At 53.9% G+C, this 22,979-nt stretch carries 26 protein-coding genes; 7 read left to right on the top strand and 19 right to left on the bottom strand.

Going from position 1 to position 22,979, the window contains the following annotated elements; genetic code table 11:
• Nucleotides 1-53 precede the first annotated feature (53 nt).
• On the top strand, nucleotides 54-1,619 hold the full coding sequence (ahpF, locus tag ACERY3_RS02020; protein WP_047061336.1) for an alkyl hydroperoxide reductase subunit F: 1,566 nt from the start codon (nucleotides 54-56) through the stop codon (nucleotides 1,617-1,619).
• Between the two features lie 60 nt (nucleotides 1,620-1,679).
• On the opposite strand, the gene uspG is transcribed toward ahpF, so the two are convergent.
• Nucleotides 1,680-2,108 (bottom strand): universal stress protein UspG, encoded by a 429-nt coding sequence (uspG, locus tag ACERY3_RS02025; RefSeq protein ID WP_058841804.1) that lies wholly within the window; start codon nucleotides 2,106-2,108, stop codon nucleotides 1,680-1,682.
• Between the two features lie 180 nt (nucleotides 2,109-2,288).
• Here uspG and ACERY3_RS02030 point away from each other — a divergent pair, with 180 nt between their 5' ends.
• Nucleotides 2,289-3,527 carry a zinc-dependent alcohol dehydrogenase gene (locus tag ACERY3_RS02030; protein ID WP_032661072.1) on the top strand — a complete coding sequence of 413 codons (1,239 nt, stop codon included), beginning with the start codon at nucleotides 2,289-2,291 and terminating at the stop codon, nucleotides 3,525-3,527.
• A gap of 8 nt (nucleotides 3,528-3,535) precedes the next feature.
• Here ACERY3_RS02030 and yldA read toward each other — a convergent pair whose 3' ends face one another.
• Together yldA and rnk are read right to left on the bottom strand one after the other, a co-directional pair.
• Complete coding sequence (gene yldA / locus ACERY3_RS02035; RefSeq protein WP_272481390.1) at nucleotides 3,536-3,625, bottom strand: small membrane protein YldA; 90 nt, start codon at nucleotides 3,623-3,625, stop codon at nucleotides 3,536-3,538.
• A gap of 139 nt (nucleotides 3,626-3,764) precedes the next feature.
• Complete coding sequence (gene rnk / locus ACERY3_RS02040) at nucleotides 3,765-4,175, bottom strand: nucleoside diphosphate kinase regulator (RefSeq protein ID WP_023310734.1); 411 nt, start codon at nucleotides 4,173-4,175, stop codon at nucleotides 3,765-3,767.
• A 267-nt stretch (nucleotides 4,176-4,442) separates the two neighbouring features.
• On the opposite strand from rnk, the gene ACERY3_RS02045 reads away from it, so the two are divergent.
• The gene (locus ACERY3_RS02045) at nucleotides 4,443-5,060 is read left to right on the top strand and encodes a flavin reductase family protein (protein ID WP_023310735.1); all 618 of its coding nucleotides are present in this window, start codon (nucleotides 4,443-4,445) and stop codon (nucleotides 5,058-5,060) included.
• On the opposite strand, the gene rna is transcribed toward ACERY3_RS02045, so the two are convergent.
• Together rna and dcuC are read right to left on the bottom strand one after the other, a co-directional pair.
• Nucleotides 5,054-5,863 carry a ribonuclease I gene (gene rna, locus ACERY3_RS02050; RefSeq protein ID WP_058841805.1) on the bottom strand — a complete coding sequence of 270 codons (810 nt, stop codon included), beginning with the start codon at nucleotides 5,861-5,863 and terminating at the stop codon, nucleotides 5,054-5,056. The two genes, ACERY3_RS02045 and rna, sit on opposite strands and share 7 nt — an antisense overlap.
• Nucleotides 5,864-5,957: 94 nt before the next feature.
• Complete coding sequence (gene dcuC / locus ACERY3_RS02055) at nucleotides 5,958-7,325, bottom strand: anaerobic C4-dicarboxylate transporter DcuC (protein ID WP_023310737.1); 1,368 nt, start codon at nucleotides 7,323-7,325, stop codon at nucleotides 5,958-5,960.
• 392 nt (nucleotides 7,326-7,717) lie between these two features.
• Here dcuC and pagP point away from each other — a divergent pair, with 392 nt between their 5' ends.
• Nucleotides 7,718-8,335, top strand: a complete 618-nt coding sequence (gene pagP / locus ACERY3_RS02060; RefSeq protein WP_045142917.1) for a lipid IV(A) palmitoyltransferase PagP — start codon at nucleotides 7,718-7,720, stop codon at nucleotides 8,333-8,335.
• Nucleotides 8,336-8,525: 190 nt separating this feature from the next.
• Nucleotides 8,526-8,735 (top strand): transcription antiterminator/RNA stability regulator CspE, encoded by a 210-nt coding sequence (gene cspE, locus ACERY3_RS02065; RefSeq protein WP_002439184.1) that lies wholly within the window; start codon nucleotides 8,526-8,528, stop codon nucleotides 8,733-8,735.
• 219 nt (nucleotides 8,736-8,954) lie between these two features.
• On the opposite strand, the gene crcB is transcribed toward cspE, so the two are convergent.
• Nucleotides 8,955-9,338: a fluoride efflux transporter CrcB gene (gene crcB, locus ACERY3_RS02070; RefSeq protein WP_033144922.1), complete on the bottom strand. Its 384-nt coding sequence runs from the start codon at nucleotides 9,336-9,338 to the stop codon at nucleotides 8,955-8,957.
• Nucleotides 9,339-9,405: 67 nt separating this feature from the next.
• On the opposite strand from crcB, the gene ACERY3_RS02075 reads away from it, so the two are divergent.
• Nucleotides 9,406-10,194, top strand: a complete 789-nt coding sequence (locus ACERY3_RS02075; RefSeq protein WP_373224985.1) for a deaminated glutathione amidase — start codon at nucleotides 9,406-9,408, stop codon at nucleotides 10,192-10,194.
• A 125-nt stretch (nucleotides 10,195-10,319) separates the two neighbouring features.
• Nucleotides 10,320-10,523, top strand: coding sequence for a twin-arginine translocase subunit TatE (tatE, locus tag ACERY3_RS02080; RefSeq protein WP_373224986.1), 204 nt, complete (start codon nucleotides 10,320-10,322; stop codon nucleotides 10,521-10,523).
• 80 nt (nucleotides 10,524-10,603) lie between these two features.
• Here the strand turns inward: tatE and lipA are convergent, their stop codons facing one another.
• The 13 genes from lipA to lptE form a co-directional block, all read right to left on the bottom strand.
• Nucleotides 10,604-11,569 (bottom strand): lipoyl synthase, encoded by a 966-nt coding sequence (gene lipA, locus ACERY3_RS02085; RefSeq protein WP_013097595.1) that lies wholly within the window; start codon nucleotides 11,567-11,569, stop codon nucleotides 10,604-10,606.
• Between the two features lie 207 nt (nucleotides 11,570-11,776).
• Nucleotides 11,777-12,730 carry a YbeF family transcriptional regulator gene (locus ACERY3_RS02090; RefSeq protein ID WP_032665064.1) on the bottom strand — a complete coding sequence of 318 codons (954 nt, stop codon included), beginning with the start codon at nucleotides 12,728-12,730 and terminating at the stop codon, nucleotides 11,777-11,779.
• A gap of 291 nt (nucleotides 12,731-13,021) precedes the next feature.
• Nucleotides 13,022-13,663 (bottom strand): lipoyl(octanoyl) transferase LipB, encoded by a 642-nt coding sequence (lipB, locus tag ACERY3_RS02095; RefSeq protein WP_167818342.1) that lies wholly within the window; start codon nucleotides 13,661-13,663, stop codon nucleotides 13,022-13,024.
• Nucleotides 13,664-13,758: 95 nt separating this feature from the next.
• Nucleotides 13,759-14,022, bottom strand: coding sequence for a DUF493 family protein YbeD (gene ybeD / locus ACERY3_RS02100; protein WP_006177135.1), 264 nt, complete (start codon nucleotides 14,020-14,022; stop codon nucleotides 13,759-13,761).
• 106 nt (nucleotides 14,023-14,128) lie between these two features.
• Entirely contained in the window at nucleotides 14,129-15,340 is a 1,212-nt protein-coding gene (dacA, locus tag ACERY3_RS02105) for a D-alanyl-D-alanine carboxypeptidase DacA (RefSeq protein WP_032638844.1), read from the bottom strand.
• A gap of 139 nt (nucleotides 15,341-15,479) precedes the next feature.
• Complete coding sequence (gene rlpA, locus ACERY3_RS02110; protein ID WP_058841808.1) at nucleotides 15,480-16,592, bottom strand: endolytic peptidoglycan transglycosylase RlpA; 1,113 nt, start codon at nucleotides 16,590-16,592, stop codon at nucleotides 15,480-15,482.
• Between the two features lie 16 nt (nucleotides 16,593-16,608).
• Nucleotides 16,609-17,721 (bottom strand): peptidoglycan glycosyltransferase MrdB, encoded by a 1,113-nt coding sequence (gene mrdB, locus ACERY3_RS02115; RefSeq protein ID WP_023310746.1) that lies wholly within the window; start codon nucleotides 17,719-17,721, stop codon nucleotides 16,609-16,611.
• 2 nt (nucleotides 17,722-17,723) lie between these two features.
• Nucleotides 17,724-19,625 carry a peptidoglycan DD-transpeptidase MrdA gene (gene mrdA / locus ACERY3_RS02120; RefSeq protein WP_033144927.1) on the bottom strand — a complete coding sequence of 634 codons (1,902 nt, stop codon included), beginning with the start codon at nucleotides 19,623-19,625 and terminating at the stop codon, nucleotides 17,724-17,726.
• 28 nt (nucleotides 19,626-19,653) lie between these two features.
• Nucleotides 19,654-20,121 carry a 23S rRNA (pseudouridine(1915)-N(3))-methyltransferase RlmH gene (gene rlmH / locus ACERY3_RS02125; protein WP_023310748.1) on the bottom strand — a complete coding sequence of 156 codons (468 nt, stop codon included), beginning with the start codon at nucleotides 20,119-20,121 and terminating at the stop codon, nucleotides 19,654-19,656.
• Nucleotides 20,122-20,124: 3 nt separating this feature from the next.
• The gene (gene rsfS, locus ACERY3_RS02130) at nucleotides 20,125-20,442 is read right to left on the bottom strand and encodes a ribosome silencing factor (RefSeq protein WP_023334893.1); all 318 of its coding nucleotides are present in this window, start codon (nucleotides 20,440-20,442) and stop codon (nucleotides 20,125-20,127) included.
• A gap of 269 nt (nucleotides 20,443-20,711) precedes the next feature.
• Nucleotides 20,712-21,377, bottom strand: a complete 666-nt coding sequence (gene nadD, locus ACERY3_RS02135; protein WP_029740134.1) for a nicotinate-nucleotide adenylyltransferase — start codon at nucleotides 21,375-21,377, stop codon at nucleotides 20,712-20,714.
• Nucleotides 21,370-22,401 carry a DNA polymerase III subunit delta gene (gene holA, locus ACERY3_RS02140; protein WP_182072433.1) on the bottom strand — a complete coding sequence of 344 codons (1,032 nt, stop codon included), beginning with the start codon at nucleotides 22,399-22,401 and terminating at the stop codon, nucleotides 21,370-21,372. The genes nadD and holA overlap by 8 nt, the downstream gene beginning before the upstream one ends.
• Nucleotides 22,401-22,970, bottom strand: a complete 570-nt coding sequence (gene lptE / locus ACERY3_RS02145; protein WP_039261260.1) for an LPS assembly lipoprotein LptE — start codon at nucleotides 22,968-22,970, stop codon at nucleotides 22,401-22,403. The genes holA and lptE overlap by 1 nt, the downstream gene beginning before the upstream one ends.
• Between the last annotated feature and the right edge of the window lie 9 nt (nucleotides 22,971-22,979).

The following is a 22,979-nucleotide window of genomic DNA, read 5'->3' on the forward strand; positions in this document are numbered from 1 at the left end:
GGCCGCCCGTATAAGGCAGCTTGCATGATGACGTCTTAAGAGAGGGAAGAACAATGCTCGACACTAACATGAAAACCCAGCTCAAGGCCTACCTTGAGAAACTGACCAAACCCGTTGAGCTGATTGCCACGCTGGACGACAGCGCCAAATCGGCAGAAATCAAGGAACTGCTGGCGGAGATCGCCGAGCTGTCGCCGAAAGTGACCTTCAAAGAAGACAACGCGCTGCCGGTCCGTAAGCCCTCTTTCCTGATTACCAACCCAGGCTCCGACCAGGGACCGCGCTTTGCCGGCTCGCCGCTGGGTCACGAATTTACCTCACTGGTGCTGGCGCTGCTGTGGACCGGTGGTCATCCGTCAAAAGAAGCGCAGGCGCTGCTGGAGCAGATCCGCGATATCGACGGTGATTTCGAATTTGAAACCTATTACTCGCTCTCCTGCCACAACTGCCCGGACGTGGTGCAGGCGCTGAACCTGATGTCGGTTCTGAACCCGCGCATCAAGCACACGGCGATTGACGGCGGTACCTTCCAGAATGAAATCACCGATCGCAACGTGATGGGCGTTCCGGCGGTCTACATGAACGGCAAAGAGTTCGGCCAGGGCCGTATGACGCTGACCGAAATCGTAGCCAAAGTGGATACCGGTGCTGAAAAACGTGCGGCGGAAGAGCTGAACAAACGCGATGCTTACGACGTGCTTATCGTCGGTTCCGGCCCTGCGGGCGCGGCGGCAGCGGTGTACTCTGCGCGTAAAGGTATTCGTACCGGCCTGATGGGCGAACGTTTTGGCGGCCAGGTGCTCGATACCGTGGACATCGAAAACTACATCTCCGTGCCGAAGACCGAAGGCCAGAAGCTGGCGGGGGCGCTGAAGGCGCACGTCAGCGACTACGACGTGGACGTGATTGACAGCCAGAGCGCCAGCAAGCTGGTTCCGGCAGCGGTCGAGGGTGGTTTACACCAGATTGAAACCGCGTCCGGCGCGGTGCTGAAAGCGCGCAGCATTATCATTGCCACCGGCGCGAAATGGCGCAACATGAACGTTCCGGGCGAAGATCGGTACCGTACCAAAGGCGTGACCTACTGCCCGCACTGCGACGGCCCGCTGTTTAAAGGTAAACGCGTGGCGGTGATCGGCGGCGGTAACTCCGGCGTGGAAGCGGCTATCGACCTGGCGGGGATTGTTGAGCACGTTACCCTTCTGGAGTTCGCTCCAGAGATGAAGGCCGACCAGGTTCTGCAGGATAAAGTTCGCAGCCTGAAAAACGTCGACATCGTACTGAACGCGCAGACCACGGAAGTGAAGGGCGACGGCAGCAAAGTGACCGGCCTGGAATACCGCGACCGCGTGAGCGGCGACGTGCACAGCGTTCAGCTGTCAGGGATCTTCGTGCAGATTGGTCTGCTGCCAAATACCACCTGGCTGGAAGGCGCGATTGAGCGCAACCGCATGGGCGAAATCATCATCGATGCGAAATGTGAAACCAGCGTGAAAGGCGTGTTTGCGGCGGGCGACTGCACCACCGTGCCGTACAAACAGATCATTATCGCCACGGGCGAAGGGGCGAAGGCGTCTCTGAGTTCCTTTGACTACCTGATTCGCACCAAAACCGCATAACAGAAGAAAGTAAGGCTACACCTGCAATAGCGAGAGGCCACCGAAAGGTGGCCTCTTTTTTTATCTTACGACCATCACCGGTATATGGGTGTGGCGGATCACGCTGGAGGCGTTAGAGCCCAGCAGATGCGTGGTAATGGAAGGGTTGCGCGAACCGATGACCACCACGTCTGCTTTCAGCTCGTTCGCCAGTTCGTTTACCGCATCGCGAACGCTGCCGAATCTGACGTGCGCTTTGATGCGTGAAGGGTCGATGCTGAAGTGGCTGACCATGGTTTGCAGTCGAGTTTCCGCTTCATGCTGCAAATGCTCCTCGAAGCGACGCACGTCGGCGGCAAAGCGGTGCAGGCTCAGGCTGGCGGAGCCCGGCAGTACGTGTAAAAGATGGATAACACCGTCCTGCTGCGCCAGGAACTCCGCATGGCGTACGGCCTTGTCGCTCAGCTCCATCTCAAAAACATCAACCGGCATAATGATTCTCTGATACATACCCGTTTCTCCATGTTTATAAACGCTGAACTCATTCAACCATAAAATAGATATGGTTTCTGTAAGCGCCCCGTCAGTTTTCTTAAGTTGCCAGGATAAATCTCAAAAGGCCCGTATTCCGGGGCAGACCTTCAGGGGTAGCTACCCTTATACACTTACCTGGAACCTTTCGGAGGTCGCATGAAAGCACTTACGTATCACGGTCCGCACCATGTTCGCGTCGAGAATGTCCCCGATCCCATTATCGAACAGCCCGACGATATCATTCTGCGCGTCACGGCCACGGCTATCTGCGGCTCCGATTTGCATCTCTATCGAGGAAAGATCCCGAAGGTGCAGCACGGCGACATTTTTGGCCATGAGTTTATGGGGGAAATCGTCGAGTGCGGCGCAGAGGTGAAGAATTTGCAAAAAGGCGATCGCGTGGTGATCCCCTTTGTCATTGCCTGTGGGGACTGTTTCTTCTGCCGTCTGCAGCAATACGCGGCCTGTGAGAATACCAATGCCGGGCAGGGCGCCGCGCTGAACAAAAAGCAAATCCCCGCGCCGGCCGCGCTGTTTGGCTACAGCCATCTCTACGGCGGCGTGCCGGGGGGACAGGCGGAATATGTCCGCGTGCCAAAAGGCAACGTCGGGCCGTTTAAGGTCCCGCAACTCCTCTCCGATGATAAGGCGCTGTTCCTTTCCGATATTTTGCCCACGGCCTGGCAGGCGGCAAAAAATGCGCAGATTGAAAAAGGCTCAAGCGTTGCGGTTTTCGGCGCCGGGCCGGTGGGGCTCCTGACCATTGCCTGCGCGCGGCTGTTAGGGGCCGAGCAGATCTTTGTTATCGATCACCACCCGTACCGTTTGCGATTTGCCGAGGCGCGTTACGGCGCAATCCCCATCAACTTTGATGATGATAACGACGCAGCGGAAAAAATCATCGAGCAGACCGCTGGCCAGCGCGGCGTTGATGCCGTGATTGATGCGGTAGGGTTCGAAGCGAAAGGCAGCACCACGGAAACGATCCTCAGCAATCTTAAAATTGAAGGCAGCAGCGGCAAAGCGCTGCGGCAGTGCATTGCTGCCGTTCGACGCGGTGGCGTGGTTAGCGTACCCGGCGTGTACGCCGGGTTTATTCATGGCTTCCTGTTTGGCGATGCCTTTGATAAGGGTCTGACGTTTAAGATGGGCCAGACGCACGTCCATGCCTGGCTGGGTGAGCTGCTGCCGCTGATCGAAAAAGGGCTGCTTACCCCGGAAGAGATCGTGACCCATTATCTTCCCCTTGCCGATGCGGAACGCGCCTATAAGGTATTCGAAAAACGGGAGGAGGAGTGCCGGAAGGTGATTCTGGTCCCTGGCGCAGAAACGCCTGAGGCCGCAGAGCAAAAAGTTAAGGGCCTGGTGAACGCTTTCCCGGGTGGGGTTGCATAAGTGCTCGCCTAGCTGTGGCGTTCAAGATAAAGCACGGCCATGACGATAATCGCCGCAATAATCAGAAAAATAAGTGTGATAACCAGTATCTCACTCATGACCGTCCCCACGGCACCAAAACAGATTAAGCGTGGATTAAGGGCTTTTTGCGCGATATAAGAAAATGGGGTGAATTTACGGAAAGAGGATGCGGCTGCATCCTCTGTGCAAAGCGGGTGGGCGCTTGTTCAGAAGTGGTTAACGCAGGTAATCGCCCGCGGCTTCTGGCTGGTAGAGCAACGCCAGCACTTCAAGATGGGCAGAGGCGCCGCCCGGCAACTCCCAGTGGATGGTATCGCCCGTGCGCAGGCCCAGCAGTGCGGCACCCACAGGCGCAAGAACAGAAAGCTGTGCGCTGCTGTCGGTCATCTGAGCCGGGTAAACCAGCGTGCGGGTCAGCTCTTCACCGGTGGTCAGGTTGCGGAATTTTACCTGGCTGTTCATGGTGACCACGTCATGCGGCATCGTCTCAGGCGTGCACATCTGCGCCCGGTCGAGCTCCTCATTCAGGGCGTCGGCCACGGGAAGTGAGGCAAACTCCGCTTTTTCCAGCAGCCTGTCGATACGTTCTGCGTCGAGCTCGTTGATGATAATTGTAGGTCTGGACATTTTTACTCCATGTCGTTAATGCTGCGCGTAACGCAGAAACCAATCCAAAAGAAAACCCTCGCCGTCTGGCAGCGAGGGTTTAACTCTCCCGATGATACTGGCTGAGCGCGCAAGTTTGAAGTGATGAAGGTCACATTCATGGTCCATATGAATTTTCGCTGAAATTTATTCAGTCTTCATTCCGGGCGGAATACGTTACGCTGAGTGTCCTGAACCCGGGCTTTGCGCGAAGCGCTATTCGCGTCCGCCCACCAATGAGAGAGAACTATGTACTTCTACCAACCGTCTCAGGGGCACGGCCTGCCGCACGATCCGCTGAACGCCATTATTGGTCCACGTCCGATCGGCTGGATCTCCTCATGCGACAAGGCCGGTCAGCTCAACCTCGCACCGTATAGCTTCTTTAACTGCTTTAACTATCGCCCGCCGATCATCGGCTTTTCCAGCAACGGCTGGAAGGACAGCGTGCGTAATATTACCGAAACAAAGGAATTTGTCTGGAACCTTGCGACGCGCGATCTCGCGCAAGCGATGAACCAAACCTCTGCGATGCTTCCGCACGATCGGGATGAATTCAGCTTTGCCGGACTTACGCCAGCGGCGAGCCAGCTGGTTAACGCGCCCCGCGTCGCAGAAAGCCCGGTGAACTTTGAGTGCCGCCTGTCGCAGTGCATTCAGCTTACCGGTGCTGACGGCACACCGGTCGATACCTGGCTGGTGCTGGGGGAGGTGGTCGGTATCCATATTGCCGAAACGCTGCTGGAAGAGGGGATTTACCAGACGGCGAAAGCGCAGCCCATCCTGCGTGCGGGTGGGCCGACGGCGTATTATGGCATCAGTGACGAAAACCGGTTTGATATGGTGCGCCCGGGCGCGGATCAGTAGCCGGCTTTATCAATCACGAACTGTTTTCCGCAGTTACCCGGATGTGGCTGCGGGGCAAATGACGCCGATGAAAGCGGGTTATTAATGGTGTCCGCCTTAAGCGAAATCTGCATTTCGGTCAGATACGCCGGATTGCCGTTGCAGGTCAGCTTTAACGCTTTGATGTTCTCCTTGCCCCAGCTTTTGGCAACGGCACTGTCAAAGTCGCTGCGATTGACGGTTTTCCCGTAATTATCGGCGAGGAATTTACCGACCGCGCTGTTTTTAACTTCCTGATTCATCCGCACCATCGTGCCGAAATAGGCATCTGGATCGAAACCAAAGCAGACGCCATGTTTGGCATATTCATAACGTTCCAGGCAGGAATTACCGCCCGCGCCCGGCATCACGTCGTTGAGCTTTGCGGCTGCGGAAAGCGACAGTCCGGTTTCGGCGGCATCGCATTTGCGGCTAGCCTTTACTTCCGGCATGTTCGGAATGGGGCGCGTGGCGCAGCCAAAACGCATCCACCGACGTTCATCCACGCCGCGTGCGGCAATAGATTTCGGCAGGCCAGGCCATAGACCGTGAACGGTCAGAAAATCGGCTTTATTATCGCGCTCTTTTTGCAGGCGACATTCGTCAGGTTCATTGCGGTTGCGTTCGACCATGCTCTGGCAAAACCCGGTTTGCCAGGACAGAGCCAGCACATAGCGATCGAAATCGCCATACTGTGTTGCCTTCAGCGGTTCCGCCTGTGCGGAGAAGAGACAGAGAGCAAGCGCGATTGCGCCAGACGGGATGACGATATCCTTCCTGAACATATGATTTCCTGATCGAATGAGCACGATTAATTTCTGGAAGTTATTAAAGCACAAAAAGCGCCCGCAGGCGCTTTTTGGATATCCCTAATTTAGCTTAGGCCGCGCCGGGTACCAGCACTTCCGTGGCGATAATCACGATAATCAGACCAACTATAACGGGCACTGAGGTGCGTTTGACGACTTCGAATGGCGAGATTTTCGCCATCCCGGCAACGGCGACGACCACACCCGACACCGGCGAAATGGTACGGCCCAGGTTTGACGCCTGCAGCATGGGAATGGAAAGGTAGGCCGGGTTAATACCGGAGGAGTGAGCCAGTTTCGGGATCATCTCAACGAAAGCGTAGAAAGGCGCATTACCGGAACCGGTGGTCATCGCCGCCAGCATGGTGAGCACCACCAGAACCAGCATCAGGATAATACTGGCGGAGCCGAACGAGGTGGCGATAGAAATCAGGCTCTGGATAAAGCCGATCGTGCTCAGACCCTGGGCAAAAACGCCCGCTGCAACCAGCAGGATCACCACGCCAGCGAAGGCATCCGCCATACCGCGATACGCAACTTCCAGACCCGAGAAGACTTTTTGCGTGTTAAAACCGCGCACAAACTCCAGCACGGCGGCCAGCAGCATACAGATGACCAGAATGGTGATGATGTGCAGCTGTGGACCCCATTTTCCGTCAAAAATCAGCACTCCGACGATCGGGGTGAACGGCAGAATGGCATAGAACGCGGGAGCGGTCGTGGTGATTTCACTCACGTCCATCATTTCATGGCTGATGTTTTCTTTCTTATCGAGATAGCGCTGCCAGAAGAAATGCGCGATCCCCATGCCCACGATGGCAACAATTGAGATCGGTAACGTGGTTTTAAAGGCGAAGTCGATGAGTGACATCTCCGCCGCCTTTGCCGCCAGCACAACGTCGCCGGAGGTCGGGGAGAGAATAATCGCTGCCGGAGACGCGCAAATTGCCGCGGCCGCGCCACGGCTGATACCGACGTTCACCATGACCGGGAACAGCGTCGCCATGAGCAGTACGCCAAGCCCTGTAGCCGACGAAACGGCCAGTGACATGAGGCAGGCGAGGAAATAGGCTGCGACCATTAGCAGATACGGCGAGTTGATGTATTGCAGGGGTTTAGAGGCAAGCTTAACGACCATGTCGTTGGCGCCGATATGGGTCATATAGGCTGCAAAACCGCACAGCATCATGATCATCATACCCAGATCGCCGCCGCGGCTCATGAGCAATATTTTAATGTATTCAACAATATCTGTAGCCGTGTAACCGGTGCTGGTCGCGCTGGCAGGTAACACCTGGTGCCCCATTATTGCGCTGATAATCAGCAGCGTTAGACCGCCGACAAATAATACGCCTGTGGCCGAGTAGCCTTTAATGATGTAGCGTGCGACGCCGACAATGACGACGACTCCAATAAGGAGTTCGAATAACGTAAGCATGATTTCCCCTGTATCTCTGCTGCTATGGAGCACAAAAAATCAAAAAAAAGAAGGATGAAAATGTGCCGAATAATTGGCCTGTTCTTGCTGATTAAAATCAATAAACAGACGACTAAAGAACAGAACAACCGTCTTTTTGCCATGGCCCATACATTTATGTCATGCGGGTCTTGACCGTCAGAAATAGCGCAATATGTCCTAATAATGATAACAAATTGTTAATGTTTTGTGTGGTTTTACATGTCACTGATTCAGAATATTAAATAGGTAAAGTCACACCCCTTGTGGGTTTATTTTGAACGCATCGCCGCCTTTCCTTAAGAATATTCCCGAAAAGAAGCTGAATAATTAGGAATAACGCCGATGTCGTTAAGCTTTGATTCAACTACTTTATGGTAAACTTTGCCTCGAATACTAAGAATGGTAATTGCATTGTGATTGTACGTAATACATTTTTCTCTATTTTGTTGTTTATTTTTGGGCAGTTAACGTTTTGTTCTGTTGCTCAGGCAGAAGGCAACGCGACGGATAAAGGCTGGTTCTCAACCTTTACGGATAATGTTTCCCAGACATGGACGGCACCTGAACATTATGATCTCTATGTCCCGGCAATAACGTGGCATGCGCGTTTTGCTTATGACAAAGAGAAAACCGATAAATACAACGAGCGTCCGTGGGGCGCGGGTTTTGGCCAGTCGCGCTGGGATGAAAAGGGAAACTGGCATGGCATCTATCTGATGGCCTTCAAAGACTCGTTTAATAAATGGGAGCCGATTGGGGGGTATGGCTGGGAAAAAACCTGGCGGCCGCTAGCGGACGAGAACTTCCACGTCGGTTTGGGCTATACCGCCGGGGTTACTGCACGTGATAACTGGAAATACATTCCAATCCCGGTGCTGCTGCCTTTGGCCTCTATCGGCTATGGCCCCGCAACGTTCCAGATGACCTACATTCCGGGTACGTACAACAACGGTAACGTTTACTTCGCCTGGATGCGTTTTCAGTTTTAACTGACAAAACGTTACATGCTGGTGAAAAAACGCGCAGGCGTTGATTCATAAGCGATAAAAATCTGTCAGTGAAAATTAACGCGACTTTAGTCACTTTTTATCAAAGATCCGCTGGACAAAAGGTCCCACAATTGATGTACTGATAACCGACACAGCATTTGTGTCGTTTTTTAATGTAAAGGTAATTTTGATGTCTAAGATTAAAGGTAACGTTAAGTGGTTTAATGAGTCCAAAGGATTCGGTTTCATTACTCCTGAAGATGGCAGCAAAGACGTGTTCGTACACTTCTCTGCAATCCAGTCTAATGGTTTCAAAACTCTGGCTGAAGGTCAGCGTGTAGAGTTCGAAATCACTAACGGTGCCAAAGGCCCTTCTGCTGCTAACGTAATCGCTCTGTAATTCAGACGCGTCAGCAAGAATTTCAAAACCCGCTCACTGAGCGGGTTTTTTTCGTTTTGAATCAGCCAAGCAGATACATTTTCAGGAAGCTGGCAACGATCAGCACGCTCAACAACACCATTCCTGCGCTCATCAGACTCTGTTTCATTCTGTCACCCTCGTTCAGTATTACATTCAGAGTGACAGAGAAAAATTAAGCCAACATTAACGGTTCGGCTGTTAATGCGCGCTTGCGGAAGAAAATAGCCAAAATGCGATCCCCGTCATCGCAAAGGAGCCGAGCATATTGATCGCCACATTCATCAGCGCCCAGCCGATACGGCCTTCCTGAAAGAGAAAAACCGTTTCCGCAGAAAAGGTTGAGAAGGTGGTCAAACCGCCGCAGAATCCGGTGGTAATCAATACTTTCCACATTGGGTCGATGTGCGTCATTCGGTTAAACCAGGCCAGCCCCATACCAATGATAAAGGCACCAATCAGGTTTGCGGCAAGCGTCCCCATAGGAATCGCCTGATGCAGGGGGTTAAACCGCATACTCAGAAACCATCGCGCAACGCTACCCGTTCCCCCACCAATAAAAACGGCTAAAAGTAGTTGTAACACGCTAAATACCTGCTATTTGATGTGTAAGAGTAGCGAGTTTAACGCCGTTTATGATGAGGGGACAAATATGTATGTAGCGGTAGGGCAGTTTGCCGTCACGCCTGACTGGCATGAGAATGCGAGAACATGCGTCAACCTGATGATGCAGGCCCGGCAGAAAGGCGCGTCGCTGTTGGTTCTCCCCGAGGCGCTGCTGGCCAGAGATGATAACGACCCGGATTTATCCGTGAAGTCCGCGCAGCCGCTGGACGGCGAATTTTTGCAGCTGCTGCTTGCCCAGAGCGCAGGCAATACGATGACGACGATCTTAACGATCCATGTTCCCTCCACGCCGGGTCGCGCGGTGAATACGCTCGTGGCGATTCGTGACGGAGCTATCGTGGCACGTTACGCCAAGCTTCACCTCTATGATGCGTTCAGCATCCAGGAGTCGCGACGCGTTGACCCCGGAGACAATATCCCTCCGCTGCTGGAGATTGACGGATTCAGGGTCGGGCTGATGACCTGCTATGACCTGCGTTTTCCCGAGCTGGCGCTCCATCTGGCGCTGCAGGGGGCGGACGTACTGGTACTGCCTGCCGCGTGGGTCAAAGGGCCGTTAAAAGAGCACCACTGGGCAACGCTGCTTACGGCACGCGCGCTGGATACAACCTGCTATGTCGTTGCCGCAGGGGAATGTGGCACGAAAAACATCGGGCAAAGCAGGGTGGTTGATCCGCTGGGGGTGACGATCGCCGCCGCCGCTGAAGCTCCGCATTTGCTGGTGGCGGAGATAAACTCAGAAAGAATTGCGCTTGCGCGTCAGCAATTACCCGTTCTTCGCAATCGTCGGTTTGCGCCACCGCAATTATTGTGATGTTTTTTTCAACAATGCTTGATTCACCTTGTTACAGATTGCTATTGTGTGCACGCGCTAAATGACCGTTAATACAGTCAGGTTTTGGCGCTGAATGCAGCCTGTTTTAAGTAAAGAAGGTATCTATGGGTGAGATTAGTATTACCAAACTGCTGGTGGTTGCCGCACTGGTCGTCCTGCTGTTTGGTACCAAGAAGTTACGCACGCTGGGTGGTGACGTGGGGGCTGCCATCAAAGGCTTTAAGAAAGCGATGAACGATGATGATGCAGCGGCGAAGAAAAGCGCCGAGGATAACGTCCCGGCAGACAAGCTTTCTCACAAAGAGTGACAGCAACGCCTGAGGGCTTGCGAAAAAAAACCGGCTCATGAGGCCGGTTTTTTGTATTACTGTAAATGAATATTACAGCATTATTTAACTTCTTCGCCTTTAGCCTGCATATCGGCATGGTATGAGGAGCGAACGAATGGGCCGCAGGCAGCGTGGGTGAAGCCCATCGCCATCGCTTCGGCTTTCATTTCATCGAACTCGTCCGGGCTCACGTAGCGCTGTACCGGCAGGTGGTGACGGCTTGGCTGCAGATACTGTCCGAGGGTAAGCATGGTCACACCGTGGCGGCGAAGATCGCGCATCACCTCGATGATTTCATCATTGGTTTCACCCAGACCCACCATCAGACCAGACTTGGTCGGAATATGCGGATGCGCTTCTTTGAAACGCTCCAGCAGCTTCAGGGACCAGTTATAGTCAGCGCCCGGACGGACCTGACGGTAAAGACGCGGCACGTTCTCCAGGTTGTGGTTAAACACATCTGGCGGCGTCGCGGTCAGGATATCCAGCGCGCGGTCCATACGGCCGCGGAAGTCAGGCACCAGAGTCTCGATTTTGATGTTAGGGCTTTTCTCGCGAATGGCCGTAATACAGTCGGCGAAGTGCTGAGCACCACCATCACGCAGGTCGTCACGGTCAACGGATGTGATAACCACATAACGCAGCGCCATGTCGGCGATGGTCTGCGCCAGTTTCTGGGGTTCGTTAGCATCAGGCGCGACTGGACGGCCATGAGCAACATCGCAGAACGGGCAGCGGCGGGTACAGATAGCACCCAGAATCATAAACGTCGCGGTACCGTGATTGAAACATTCAGCAAGGTTCGGACAAGAGGCTTCTTCACAAACGGAGTGAAGGCCATTCTTGCGCATCGCCGCTTTGATCCCCTGGATACGCGAAGAGTCGGCCGGAAGTTTGATTTTCATCCATTCCGGTTTTCTTAACAGCGCCTCGCGCTCTGTAGCCACGTTTTTAACCGGGATAAGGGCCATTTTATCGGCATCGCGGTATTTAACACCGCGTTCCATCACAATGGGTTTACTCATAGCGTGCGTGTTCCAGTTGCGAATATCGAAGGAAAGCGTTTCAATTCAAGGGAATGTTGTATTTATCAACTATTTTTGAACGAACGACAGGCAGTATATCATTGAAACGGTCGTTAAAGCAGCCTGCCAGATCGCCAATTTGTAAAATAGTTGTTGTTTAGTGCCTTTTGCCCTGCGGGTTGCAGGGGCTTGTGCTGGCTAAACCTGTCAGAAGGCCTGACGGATGATGCGGATGACGTTTTCCAGGACCGGATCGCGCAAACTCAGCTTGTTGTAATGCAGTGAAATCTCGATAGATTCCGCATTAAGCTGGCTGAGCGGGATGCTTTCCAGCGGCCAGCATTTTTGTAGCAGGCTGTACAGGCGTGATGGCATAACGCACAGCATGTCGCTGCTGCCGATCAGGGATGCGGTGGTAAACATATTGTAACTGCTGAAGCTGATCTGACGCTCCGGGAAAATTTCATCAATACGCTGACGAAGCGCATGATTAGATTGCCCTTCGGTCATGAAAGACGAGTGGTCGTAGTTGCGCAGGTTTTCGATGGTTAACGGCTCGCTAAGAGCAGGATGCTGCTGGCGGCAAACCAGTACCAGGTTATCCGCATAAAGCACATTTTGCCCCAGCGCTCTGGCACTGAAGCTGCCGCTTTCAATAATCAGGTCCGTCTGGAACTGGGCAAGCTGAATGTCAGGTTCATTGAGAGGCACATTGCGAAGCAGAAGCTGCGGAGCATGCTCTTTTACGGCCTGGAAGATCGCCGGCATCACCAGCACCCCGACAGAAGGGGAACAGCCGATGGTGATGGTTCTCTGCTTATCATAGCTCCCGGTTAAATCCAGTGCGCCCAGAATCGACTCCAGCCCCTGGCTGATGTACTCGTGGAGATGCGTGGCGTAAGCCGTCGGCGTTACCCCCTGGCCCTTACGGATAAATAACGGGTCGGGAAATATAGCGCGTAGCTTTTGGATTGACTGGCTTATTGCTGATGGCGTGAGATTAAGAATTTTCGCAGCGTTAACGATACCCTTATGGACATATACCGCCTCAAAAATAGTCAGTAAATTGAGATCAATATTACGTAAAGTCCGAAAAATTTGCGGCTTGTCTTCGCCACCGGGTTCATTCAGTCGTTTGGCTGGTAAATTATTATACTCCACGCTTTCACTCCGTATACATTCACAATATGAATGATAGTTGAATTTATTTATTATGCTTGTAGAGATTCGTAAAGTGTTGGTTTTGTTTCACTTGTTTATCAAGGGCAAACGGTTGTGTGATAATTGCTCACCTTACTTATGCCGTGTTTGCCATGCTTGCTGGAGGCTAAATAATATGTGGCGGTAATATTCGGGCGCTTCGAAAATATAGAATCTGTGGATTATTGTAAAGTGCAAAAGCTGTAAATAAACAGTGGCCCGCCAAATTATCGAGCCATGTTGTATGATGTATTAAGCAGGGATATATTCGTATGGGGGATTGTTAAGTAGCGCTAACATCTGCTTTAAAAGCACGGGACGAATATGTTCTGGCGTAGCGGTTTCAACCCACTGACGCATTTGCGTCATTTCCATGCCGGCGTAGCCGCAGGGGTTAATGCGCTGGAAAGGCGCAAGGTCCATATTAATATTCAAGGCCAGGCCATGGAATGAGCAACCTTTACGAATACGCAGCCCCAGTGAGCAGATCTTCATTTCCCCAACGTAGACGCCCGGCGCATCGGCGCGTGGATGCGCGTCAATACCATATTCCGCCAGCGTGTTGACGACAGTTTGTTCCAGTAAGGTAACCAGTTCACGCACGCCCAGCTTTCTGCGCTTCAGATTGAGCAGGACGTACATCACCTGCTGACCGGGCCCATGATAAGTGACCTGACCGCCGCGATCGCTCTGAATAACCGGGATATCTCCCGTCATTAACAAATGCTCTGCTTTACCCGCCTGGCCCTGCGTAAATACCGGCAGGTGTTCGACCAGCCAGATCTCATCTGGGGTGCTGTCATCGCGTGAATCGGTGAAGTCATGCATAGCCCGGGAGACAGGCTCATAAGGTTGCAGCCCGAGGTGACGGACCAGAATTTTATCCTGATACAAAACTGCGTCTCCGAAGACGAGGGACAAAAGGTGTGGGGGAGTATATCACAGCGGGGGAGAGGGGTTACCCGGCAAACCGGGTAACCGCAAAGGGACTACAGCACCATACGAACAATTTCGATATTGCCGAGCTCTTCGTACAGCGTTTCCACCTGCTCAATGTGTGTTGCAGTGATGGTAATAGAAACCGAGTGGTAGTTGCCCTTGCTGCTTGGTTTTACTGACGGAGAGTAGTCACCCGGCGCATGGCGCTGTACCACTTCAACCACCTGATCAACCAGCTCAGGTTTCGCCAGACCCATTACTTTGTAGGTAAATGAGGTTGGGAATTCAAGCAGTTCGTTAAGTTTGGTTTTCATGTCAGCTCCGGCGTAACGTCAAAAAATAATAACTCCCACGTCAGGTGGGAGTTATCAGGATACTTAGTATATGGGGATCAAAATCACACTTTCAAGTGTTCAATTTTTAACCAAACCAGTGGTGGAACATCAATTTAATGTAATCAATGATTTTGCCGAAGAAATTGCCTTCAGGAATTTCTTGCAGGACAACCAGCGGACGCTGATCGATCGTTTTTCCATCCAGCTGGAAGTTGATCGTACCCACCACCTGGTTTTTCTGCAGCGGGGCATGCAGTTCGGTGCTGTTCAGCACGTAGCTGGCTTTCAGATCCTTCATGCGACCGCGTGGAATGGTCAGGTAGAGGTCTTTATCAACGCCGAGAGAAGCACGGTCGTTGTCGCCGAACCAGACGGGTTCAGACGCAAACTCTTTCCCTGCTTTCAGTGGGTTCACGGTTTCGAAGAAGCGGAAGCCCCAGGTCAGCAGTTTCTTGCTTTCTGTTTCACGACCTTTAAAGGTACGGCCGCCCATCACGGCAGAGATCAGACGCATCTGACCTTCAGTGGCAGAGGCCACCAGGTTGTAGCCCGCTTTATCGGTGTGGCCAGTTTTGATGCCGTCAACGTTCAGGCTGTTATCCCACAGCAGGCCGTTACGGTTGGTCTGACGAATACCGTTGAAGGTGAACTCTTTCTCTTTATAGATAGAGTATTCATTAGGTACATCGCGGATCAGCGCCTGACCAATCAGGGCCATGTCACGTGCGGAGCTGTACTGACCGTCTGCGTCCAGTCCGTGTACGGTCTGGAAATGGCTGTTTTTCAGACCCAGCGCGTTAACGTAGCTGTTCATCAGGCCCACGAAGGCATCCTGGCTACCGGCGGCGAAGTCGGCCATCGCCACGCAGGCATCGTTACCAGACTGCAGGTTGATACCGCGAATCAGCTGGGAAACAGGAACCTGCATACCCGGCTTCAGGAACATCAGAGAGGAACCTTTGAAAACAGGGTTCCCGGTTGCCCACGCATCGTTACCGATGGTGACCAGATCCGATTCTTTGAATTTACCTGCCTTCATCGCCTGGCCGATAACGTAGCTGGTCATCATTTTGGTCAGACTGGCCGGGTCACGGCGGGCATCGGCATTCTGTTCTGCCAGCACTTTGCCAGAGTTGTAATCGATCAGGATGTAGGATTCCGCGTCGATTTGCGGAACGCCAGGGATCATGGTCTTGATATTCAGGTCATCGGCGTGAGCTGCAGAGAGCGCAGCAGCGCAAAGGGCCGTGGTCAGCGCCATGCGCTGCACAAAACGAGCAGAAAAAGTGGTCTTCATGGTCAGAACTACGACATCCGTGATGGAATTAAAAAAAGTGCCTTACTATAGCAAATGCTATTCAGGCAGGCATCCGACTTTAAGCATGAGTTTGTGAATGTGTTTTACACTAACTGACAATTCGGATACCGCCGGTTAATTATTTCGCAACAGCGATAAATGACTGAAGTTGAGCTTCATTCTGCAGACGCTGCTGCAGGGACGCGGCCTGCGATTTGCTGGCAAACGGCCCCATCTGAATGCGCCAGACCGCGCCGTTCTGCTCAACGCGTCCCGGTACGCCAAACTGCTGGCTCAGACGCTGTTGATACTGTTTGGCCCGGGCCTGATCGCTTACTGCGCCTACCTGAACCACATAGCTGCCGCTGGCCGCTGCTGGAGCCGCTACCACCGCACTTTGCGTGGCTGCAGGCGCCGTTACGGGAGCCGGCTGGGTTGCTGGTGCCGCAACGGGAGCAGGGGCTGGAGTCGGCTCACTGCCTTCCAGCACGCCCGAGGCTAAGGTCGTCGGTGCGCCAAGAAAGCCACTACTCTTTACCGGCGCGCCGGTAGAATCCTCGCTTTGCAGCGTGTCATTGCTGATCGGGCGTATTTCTCCCCCCGGCTGAGCAGGCTCTGCCGGAGACGAGACGCTTCCCATTCCGCCGTCAAGATTTGGGCGGTCAGGAAGGGCATAGGTCTGTTTTGCCACCGTCGTACACGCGGTACCCGGCCCGGAGAGCGAACCATCCTGTGCGACGATAATCGGGTCAATACGGACTTTGGTGTTGTTCGAGGTGTTCAGGCGATCGGCAGACGCGCGCGAGAGGGAAATCACCCGGTCATTCCCGTAAGGACCACGGTCGTTGATACGCACGACGATCATACGGCCATTCGCCAGGTTGGTGATACGAGCGTAGCTCGGGATCGGCAGCGTCGGGTGTGCTGCCGTCAGCTGCATTGGGTCGAACGCTTCCCCGGAAGCCGTCAGGTTACTGCCCGGCTCGGCATCATAAATGGCGGCAAAGCCCGCCTGACTGAAACGGGAAGGATCCTGAACAATTTTATAGCTTTTGCCGTCGCGCTGGTAATCCTGATTGGCACTGGCATTCAGCGGTTCATAAACGGGATCGGCACCGCTGATTTCAACGATCGGGCCATTACACACCGCAGGCTGCGGCGGCGCGACGGTTGCCTGTTGCTGACCATCATCACTTGTGCAGGCCGCAAGTAAACTTGCCGCGATGCAGATCCCCAGCCACTGCTTACGCATTCCGATCCCCTTATTTTTATACGCTTTTTGACAACATTTTTCTGTGGGTATGGATCGACATCACGATACCAAACCCGGCCATCAACACGATCAGTGCCGAGCCTCCGTAACTCACCAGCGGCAGCGGTACGCCTACCACCGGCAGAATACCACTCACCATACCAATATTTACGAAGACATAAACGAATAAAATCAGCATCAACCCGCCAGCCATGACGCGACCAAAAGTGGTTTGCGCGCGTGCTGCAATCCACAATCCCCGCATGATCAGCAGTACGTACAGCGCCAGCAATATTAAGATGCCAACCAGCCCCAGCTCTTCCGCCAGTACGGCGAAGATAAAGTCGGTGTGGCGTTCCGGTAAAAATTCCAGCTGCGACTGCGTGCCATGCAGCCAGCCTTTACCGCGCAGGCCGCCGGAGCCAATCGCAATCTTGGACTGAATAATATGATAGCCCGCGCCCAGCGGATCGGTTTCCGGATCGAGCAGCATCATGACGCGCTGACGCTGGTAATCATGCATCAGGAAGAACCAGAGGATAGGAATGAACGCTGCAATCAGCACCACCGCGATACCAATCAGGCGCCAGCTCAGTCCCGACAGGAAAAGGACAAACAGGCCGGAAAGGGCGATAAGAATTGAGGTGCCAAGGTCAGGCTGCGCCGCAACCAGCAGCGTCGGCAGGAAAATCAGCACCAGCGCGATGGCCGTGTTTTTCAGCGACGGCGGACAGACGTCGCGGTTGATAAAGCGTGCCACCATCAATGGAACGGCGATTTTGGCAATTTCCGAGGGCTGGAAGCGGACAACGCCCAGATCCAGCCAGCGCTGCGCCCCTTTTGAAATGGCGCCAAACGCATCTACCGCAACCAGCAAAATAATACAGAAGATGTAAAGATAGGGCGCCCAGCCTTCGTAGACGCGCGGCGGGATTTGCGCCATCACCACCATGATGATCAGACCCATGGCGATCTGGCCGATTTTGCGCTCCATCATGCCGATGTCCTGGCCGCTGGCGCTCCAGATAACCAGGGCGCTGTACACCAGCAGAGCCAGCAGGATCAGCAGCATGGCTGGGTCGATGTGGATTTTATCCCACAGCGATTTTTTATTTGGATTATCCGTCATGATTATTGGTCCTCCGCCGCAGCGGCGGCCGGGTTTTCAGCCGGCAGTTCGGTGTTGTTATCACCCAGCATAATGTGGTCAAGGATCTGGCGCATGATGGTCCCTACTGCTGGCCCGGCACCGCCGTTCTCCAGAATCATCGCCACCGCGACCTGCGGGTTATCATAAGGGGCAAACGCCGTCATCAGCTTATGGTCACGCAGGCGTTCAGCAATGCGGTGCGCGTTATAGGTTTCGTTGGCTTTCAGACCAAATACCTGCGCAGTACCGGATTTCGCGGCCACTTTGTACGGCGTACCGGTGAAGTACTTATGCGCGGTACCGTTCGGGCGGTTTGCCACGCCGTACATACCGTCTTTCGCAATTTCCCAGAAGCCGGAATGGATGTCACCCACTGGCGCCTCGTGCGGCTGGTTCCACGGTACTTTTTTGCCGTCTTCAACCGTGCTCTGTAGCAGATGCGGCACTTTTACCACGCCGTCATTGATGAGAATCATCATGGCCTTGTTCATCTGAAGCGGCGTTGCCGTCCAGTAGCCCTGACCGATACCCACCGGAATGGTGTCACCCTGATACCACGGTTTTTTAAAGCGCTTCAGCTTCCATTCACGCGTTGGCATGTTGCCAGAACGTTCTTCTGAAAGGTCCACGCCGGTGTAATGCCCGTAGCCGAATTTGCTCATCCACTCTGACAGGCGGTCGATACCCATGTCATACGCCACCTGATAGAAGAAGGTATCCGCAGATTCTTCCAGCGATTTGGTGACGTTCAGATGACCGTGGCCCCATTTTTTCCAGTCACGATAGCGCTTATCTGAACCCGGCAGCTGCCACCAGCCCGGGTCAAACAGGCTGGTATTACGGTTGATGACGCCGGCACTCAGCGCAGAGACCGCCACGTACGGTTTAACCGTTGATGCTGGCGGGTAAACCCCTTGCGTCGCGCGGTTCACCAGCGGCGTGTTCGGGTCATTCAGCAGACCGGAATAGTCTTTGCTGGAAATACCGTCAACGAAGAGGTTCGGGTCATAGCTAGGCATGGAGACCATTGCCAGGATGCCGCCGGTACGAGGATCGGTGACCACAACGGCTGCACGGCTGCCCGCCAGCAGGGTTTCGATATACTGCTGAAGCTTGAGGTCGAGCGTCAGATAGACGTCATGCCCCGCCTGAGGCGGCACTTCTTTCAGCTGGCGGATCACGCGTCCACGGTTGTTAACCTCAACCTCTTCATAGCCGGTTTGCCCGTGCAGAACGTCTTCGTAGTAACGTTCGATCCCCAGCTTACCGATATCGTGCGTAGCAGCGTAGTTGGCCAGCTTGCCGTCTTTATCAAGGCGGTCGACGTCTTTGTCGTTAATCTTGGAAACGTAGCCAATCACATGCGTCAGCGCGGAGCCGTAGGGATAGTAGCGACGCTTATATCCCTTCACTTCCACGCCGGGGAAGCGGTACTGATTCACCGCAAAGCGGGCCACCTGGACTTCCGTCAAATTGGTTTTAACCGGAATCGAGGTGAAGCGGTGAGAGCGGGCGCGCTCCTTTTTGAAGGCCGCGATATCGTCATCGTTAAGATCGACAACGCTTTTCAGCGCTTCCAGCGTATCCTGAACATTATCGACTTTTTCCGGCATCATCTCGATTTGATAGATGGTTCGGTTCAACGCCAGCGGGGTGCCGTTACGATCGTAAATAATGCCGCGGCTGGGTGCGATAGGCACCAGCTTAATACGGTTTTCGTTTGAACGCGTCTGGTAGTCGGTAAAGCGGACAATTTGCAGATTATAGAGGTTGGCGATCAGCACGCCGGTAAGCAGCAAAATCCCGGTAAAGGCGACCAGCGCCCGGCGCACAAACAGCGCGGACTCAGCCGTATAGTCGCGAAAAGAATTCTGTAGTTTCATCCGCTGCTTAATCTACCCTGGTCAGTCATTACTCGCGGTGATAGGGGTGGTTGGTAGTAATGCTCCACGCGCGATACAGGCTTTCTGCCACCAGTACCCGAACGAGCGGGTGGGGAAGCGTCAGCGCGGAGAGGGACCAACTTTGTTCAGCCGCCGCTTTGCAGGCAGGGGATAACCCTTCTGGTCCGCCAATCAACAGACTGACGTCACGGCCATCCTGCTTCCAGCGCTCCAGTTCTTGTGCCAGCTGCGGCGTATCCCAGGGTTTACCTGGAATATCGAGGGTGACGATGCGGTTTTTGCCAGCGGCAGCCAGCATCAGTTCGCCCTCTTTATCGAGAATACGTTTGATATCAGCGTTCTTGCCGCGCTTCCCGGCGGGAATTTCCACCAGCTCGAACGGCATGTCTTTTGGAAAACGACGCAGATATTCAGTAAAACCGGTTTGTACCCAGTCCGGCATTTTGGTGCCGACGGCGACCAGCTGTAACTTCACGCATTAACCCCAGAGTTTTTCCAGCTCATACAGGCGACGGCTCTCGTCCTGCATGACGTGGACAATCACATCGCCGAGGTCGACTACCACCCAGTCAGCCGTCGCTTCACCTTCAACACCCAGCGGCAACAGCCCTGCTGCACGCGATTCCTGAACCACGTGATCGGCAATTGAAACAACATGACGCGTCGATGTACCGGTGCAGATGATCATGCAGTCGGTAATACTGGATTTACCCTTAACGTCGATAGCGATGATGTCCTGACCTTTCAGGTCATCAATTTTGTCAATAACAAAATCCTGGAGTGCTTTACCCTGCAAGTTTTCCCCCTGGGGTGAATGAGATTGTAAAACTTTGAATTCGTAGCCAGACAGTATACCTGAACTCACGCCTGCGTCGGGACAAATGTCTCCGGCCGGGCTTTTGAAGGCGGGTATCATCCCACCCTCCGCCTGAGATTGCATTGCCATTTTTGTAAAACAATTTCTGTAAAGCAATGATCGGCGGGAAAGTCTGGCAGCGGAGAATAACAGTATGGCTTACCCTGTCAAGGCGGGATAAACAATAAGCCGCTTTTTATGCTCTCCGGCTATTCATCTGCGCTTTTCTGATACAAACCGTGCGCATGGATATAGGCCAGCACCGGGGTCGGCAGCAGATCGTCACACGCTAAACCCTGCTGTAAACGCTCGCGAATGAGGGTTGCAGAGATATCAAACCACGGCGTTTCCGCCAGATAGATCTTCCCGGCAGGCTGGTTGTGAAGATCTTCAACATTATCGGTGAGGTGGTCTTCCAGCCACTGCTGGTACTGCTCTTCGCGCATGGTCAGCGGATAGCCGGGACGGCGGCAGACGAGCAGATGGCTGTTCTCCAGGATGGTTTCATACTGATGCCACGTAGGGAAATTCAGCAGAGAATCCTGGCCGATGATAAAGGCAAGCGGCTGGTCTGGCCCTTGTTCGGCGCGCCACTCCTGAAGCGTCTGAGACGTCCAGGAGGGCGTGTCGCGACGCAGCTCACGCTCGTCAAGTCGGAATAGCGGTTTATCTGCGATGGCAAGGGCAAGCATCTCTTTTCGCTGCTCGCTGGTCGCCTCGGGTTGTGGACGATGGGGCGGGACATTGTTGGGCATGATGGTGACGCGCTGAAGGCCGATCAGATTTGCCAGAATTTCAACCGGCTTCAGATGCCCGTAATGTACCGGGTCGAAGGTGCCGCCATATAAGGCCTGTAAAGAATGCATGCTATCCATCAATAAAAACGTCTGCCAGCGCCTTGTGGCAGAGCAGGAGAGAAAGACTTTCCAGCTCCGCCCAGACCGACTGGCCATAATCTTGTTTTAACGTGAGCTCAGCGCGCATCAGAAGCTGCACTGCCTGACGAAGCTGTTCATGACTCAGGCGGTTGACGGCTTCGGTGATCAAAGCCCGGCGATTTTGCCACACGCGGTGTTTATCAAACAGCGAACGCAGCGGCGTATGGGCAGACTGACGCTTGAGCGTAATCAGCAGCAGCAACTCGCGCTGCAGCGTACGCAGCAGAATAACCGGTTCGCTCCCTTCGAGACGCAGCTGTTGCAGAATATGCATGGCGCGTTTGCTTTTCGCCGACAGCAGCGCGTCCACCCAGTGGAACGGCGTGAAGTGCGCCGCGTCGTTAACGGCCTGCTCGACGCGCGGCAAGGTCAGCTTGCCATCCGGCCAGAGCAGGGAGAGTCTGTCCAGCGCCTGCGCCAGGGCCAGCAGGTTACCTTCATAGCAGTAGCAGAGCAGTTGGTTCGCCGCATCATCCAGCTGAAGGTTGTTCTGCTTCGCTCTCGCTGCCACCCATTTGGGCAGATGCGCCTGTTCAGGCGTCTGACAGGTGACCTGCACCGCGTGGGCTGCGAGTTGGGTGAACCACGCCGCATTTTCCTGCGCTTTGGTGAGCTTGTTGCCGCGCACAATCAGTAGCAGATCGCTGTGAAGCAGGCTGACCAGCGTGGCCAGCTGTTCATTGATGGCCGCGTTAGGGCCGTTCTCCGGCAGCAGGATCTGAATTGTCTGGCGCGACGCAAAAAGGCTCATCGCCTGACAGAGTGAGAAGAGGGCATTCCAGTCGGTGTTGTTATCCAGCTGGACGGTGTGGTGTTCATCGAAGCCCTGAGAGGCGGCTTCATGCCGCACGGCATCCAGGCTTTCCTGAAGCAATAACGGATCGTTTCCAAGAAGCAGATACGCCGCGCGCAGCCCTTCTTTGAGCTGCGCGCGGAGTTGTTCAGGATACAGCCTGATCATCATTTACCCAGAGAGTTAGCAGCAGGAAGCGTGCCAGCAACCGGTTTTTCAACAATGTCAGAGCCTTGTCGGGTAGACGCTGCAATACCTGGCAGTTTACGGATCAGCTGTTCCGCCGCCTTGTCGTACATTTCGTTGATGATAATCTGCTGTTCGGCATCTTTTGCCAACGCCGTCTGCGGGTTATCGAAGAACGAACGGAACACTTTCGTGCTGATCGGATAGATGTCTTTACCCGGGATCAGGACCGCTGCGTTGACCGTCAGCACCATCTGATATTCAGCTGTACGACCGTCCTGGAAGATTGAGGCCGTATCTCTCGACAGACCTCCTCCGATGATACGCAGAGACGGTACATCCTGGCGCAGCGTTTGTTTCTCAACAAGCTCAACGCCGTTCAGACGCAGCTGATTACGAACTGCCCGGCTGAGTGGACCATTCGGATCCGATGAGTCGAAAATCATCGTTTTCATCTCAGCAGGCACTGCCGTGGTATTGCGCAGGTGCCAGCCACAGCCAGCGGTGACAAGCACCGCCAGTGATAAGAGTATTGTTGCCAGTTGTCGCACGTTTCCTCC

The sequence above is a fragment of the Enterobacter cloacae complex sp. ESBL7 genome, from assembly GCF_041679625.1.
Taxonomy (GTDB): Bacteria; Pseudomonadota; Gammaproteobacteria; order Enterobacterales; family Enterobacteriaceae; genus Enterobacter; species Enterobacter asburiae_B.

What these genes read in the sequence shown, in the direction of transcription:
- ahpF (WP_047061336.1), top strand. Translation starts at nt 54, where the DNA reads ATGCTCGACACTAACATGAAAACCCAGCTCAAGGCCTACCTTGAGAAA.
- uspG (WP_058841804.1), bottom strand. Translation starts at nt 2,108, where the DNA reads ATGTATCAGAGAATCATTATGCCGGTTGATGTTTTTGAGATGGAGCTG.
- ACERY3_RS02030 (WP_032661072.1), top strand. Translation starts at nt 2,289, where the DNA reads ATGAAAGCACTTACGTATCACGGTCCGCACCATGTTCGCGTCGAGAAT.
- yldA (WP_272481390.1), bottom strand. Translation starts at nt 3,625, where the DNA reads ATGAGTGAGATACTGGTTATCACACTTATTTTTCTGATTATTGCGGCG.
- rnk (WP_023310734.1), bottom strand. Translation starts at nt 4,175, where the DNA reads ATGTCCAGACCTACAATTATCATCAACGAGCTCGACGCAGAACGTATC.
- ACERY3_RS02045 (WP_023310735.1), top strand. Translation starts at nt 4,443, where the DNA reads ATGTACTTCTACCAACCGTCTCAGGGGCACGGCCTGCCGCACGATCCG.
- rna (WP_058841805.1), bottom strand. Translation starts at nt 5,863, where the DNA reads ATGTTCAGGAAGGATATCGTCATCCCGTCTGGCGCAATCGCGCTTGCT.
- dcuC (WP_023310737.1), bottom strand. Translation starts at nt 7,325, where the DNA reads ATGCTTACGTTATTCGAACTCCTTATTGGAGTCGTCGTCATTGTCGGC.
- pagP (WP_045142917.1), top strand. Translation starts at nt 7,718, where the DNA reads ATGGTAAACTTTGCCTCGAATACTAAGAATGGTAATTGCATTGTGATT.
- cspE (WP_002439184.1), top strand. Translation starts at nt 8,526, where the DNA reads ATGTCTAAGATTAAAGGTAACGTTAAGTGGTTTAATGAGTCCAAAGGA.
- ACERY3_RS02075 (WP_373224985.1), top strand. Translation starts at nt 9,406, where the DNA reads ATGTATGTAGCGGTAGGGCAGTTTGCCGTCACGCCTGACTGGCATGAG.
- tatE (WP_373224986.1), top strand. Translation starts at nt 10,320, where the DNA reads ATGGGTGAGATTAGTATTACCAAACTGCTGGTGGTTGCCGCACTGGTC.
- lipA (WP_013097595.1), bottom strand. Translation starts at nt 11,569, where the DNA reads ATGAGTAAACCCATTGTGATGGAACGCGGTGTTAAATACCGCGATGCC.
- ybeD (WP_006177135.1), bottom strand. Translation starts at nt 14,022, where the DNA reads ATGAAAACCAAACTTAACGAACTGCTTGAATTCCCAACCTCATTTACC.
- dacA (WP_032638844.1), bottom strand. Translation starts at nt 15,340, where the DNA reads ATGAAGACCACTTTTTCTGCTCGTTTTGTGCAGCGCATGGCGCTGACC.
- rlpA (WP_058841808.1), bottom strand. Translation starts at nt 16,592, where the DNA reads ATGCGTAAGCAGTGGCTGGGGATCTGCATCGCGGCAAGTTTACTTGCG.
- mrdB (WP_023310746.1), bottom strand. Translation starts at nt 17,721, where the DNA reads ATGACGGATAATCCAAATAAAAAATCGCTGTGGGATAAAATCCACATC.
- mrdA (WP_033144927.1), bottom strand. Translation starts at nt 19,625, where the DNA reads ATGAAACTACAGAATTCTTTTCGCGACTATACGGCTGAGTCCGCGCTG.
- nadD (WP_029740134.1), bottom strand. Translation starts at nt 21,377, where the DNA reads ATGGATAGCATGCATTCTTTACAGGCCTTATATGGCGGCACCTTCGAC.
- holA (WP_182072433.1), bottom strand. Translation starts at nt 22,401, where the DNA reads ATGATCAGGCTGTATCCTGAACAACTCCGCGCGCAGCTCAAAGAAGGG.